Here is a 2,033-nt window from a genome sequence, read left to right on the forward strand (position 1 = left end):
ATTCCTATTGACACAACAGAATATTTCGGATCCCTGCCGGATTGGGATAATATGCCGAACGAAATTAGTGGACGTTTGTATCTTTTCACATCATTTATTGATAATGCAGGCAACATTGTAGGGTCGTTTTTCAAATGTCCACCTTTCTATAGTCCTTATCAGACTGAAAATGATTCCATGTTCTTTTTCAAGATGAGTTTTGAAGGTGAAATAATTCAGATGAAAGGCATTGAATGTCTCACCGGTCATGGAGATTATTGGAGACATAGAGGGCATAGCATGGTTGAGACCGATTTACATTATATTTTATACCAAGTATTAGAACATAATGATTATAATTTTTCATTTATACCAAGCGGGGAAGCATGGTATTTCGATAAAGATTTGAATTTTGTCGATAAAAAAGCTATTAGACAACCTGGATTCACAATGCCAAGAGTATCTTATTTAGAATATGTTTCTGCGGTTAGAAGCAGACATAATACAGTATATTTAGCGGCAAGAACCCGTTCTGAGACAAAACCCCATAGTTATATACATGATAATACTAGATTATATGAAATAGATGATAGCCTTGACAATTCAACAGATCTTTTACCTATCGTTAATTATATAACCAGAGGTGTTGATGAATCAAAAGATCTTCAACCATTGAACAATGGTGTCATATTGAAAGAAGACAACACTTTGATTTATGTACAGAATTGGAATCTCGGAGTTTATGACAACACTGACTCATGGGTTGTGATAGAACATTTGGACGAGAATTTTGAGACCATATCAGAATTGTATTATACGAGCGGTGAAGATGGTAATTTCATAGAAGTAAATTCTATAGTGCCAACAAAAGAAGAAGACCTATTACTTGTTGGTAACGGAAATAGTTTAAATGGAGATAAGTCATGGAATTTCGTCACCAAATTCCCAGCCTCGGCATTTGTCAGCATCGAGGAAGCTCACGCACATAATTTAAAGGTTGCTGTCGCTTATCCTAATCCGGGTGGAGACGTGATGAATATCAGAACTTCATTACGCAACTGCACCTTGCAGGTTTATGACATGCAAGGAAGAATGGTTTATCAACAAGAAATTACAGATGATGTAACGAGTGTAGATGCTTCGAAATGGAACTCGGGAACATACATCTGGAAGTTAACAGTTAACAATGAACAATTGACAGTTGAGGAAGGGAAATGGGTTAAATAAAATCTGAGAAACTGAAAACCTGAAAACCTGAAAATTGAGGAATCAGTGAACATCTGTGGAATTTGTGGGAAAGAAAAAGAAACCACAGATTTCACTGATTGGTACAGAAGATATCTGAGAAAATTTTAGAACTTTAGAATTTTGGAATTGGATGTCAGCTCAAGGTTTATGGCTCAAAGATCACGGCAAAAAAAAATGTATAACAAAATAAATTAATCAAAATGAAAAAAAATGTGTTGACCATCATGCTAACTCTCTTTTGCGGAGTTAGCATGATATCTCAAGAATGGGAATTCTTCATGGATAGTTATATTGAATCTCCATATACGAGAAATTTTACAGATGCTATTGAATTATCAGATGGCAGTATCGTGATTAATTCTCCATTTAAATTACCAATAGAAGGTCATGCAACTGTACCTCATCCAGGTTTGATTAAAATATCCGCTGACGGAACGGAGTTGGTAAGAAGCAATTATTTCCGTCCCGCATATTGTTCAATATCTTACAATCAGATTCTTGAAAACGAGAATGGAGAATTGTTTGCATTGATGACATATAGTCCTGACCATGAAAAATTATCGGAAAATTATTTTATGAACTTCGACAATCCTCCAGCTAATGCAATTTTAGGATTGTATAAATTAGATGATGAACTTAACGTTGTTGAAAGCTATGAAAACTACATTCCTATTGACACAACAGAATATTTCGGATCCCTGCCGGATTGGGATAATATGCCGAACGAAATTAGTGGACGTTTGTATCTTTTCACATCATTTATTGATAATGCAGGCAACATTGTAGGGTCGTTTTTCAAATGTCCA

2 protein-coding genes are annotated in these 2,033 nt (G+C 35.2%); both read left to right on the forward strand.

Annotated features, from left to right (window positions below):
• Nucleotides 1-1,206 (forward strand): T9SS type A sorting domain-containing protein (locus ACKI2P_RS03755; RefSeq protein WP_407375146.1); only part of this gene is annotated, 1,206 nt, incomplete at its 5' end.
• Nucleotides 1,207-1,478: 272 nt separating this feature from the next.
• Nucleotides 1,479-2,033 (forward strand): hypothetical protein (locus tag ACKI2P_RS03760; RefSeq protein WP_407375148.1); only part of this gene is annotated, 555 nt, incomplete at its 3' end.

Origin of the sequence: Methanobrevibacter sp., assembly GCF_045541095.1 — an archaeon.
Classification (GTDB): domain Archaea; phylum Methanobacteriota; class Methanobacteria; order Methanobacteriales; family Methanobacteriaceae; genus Methanocatella.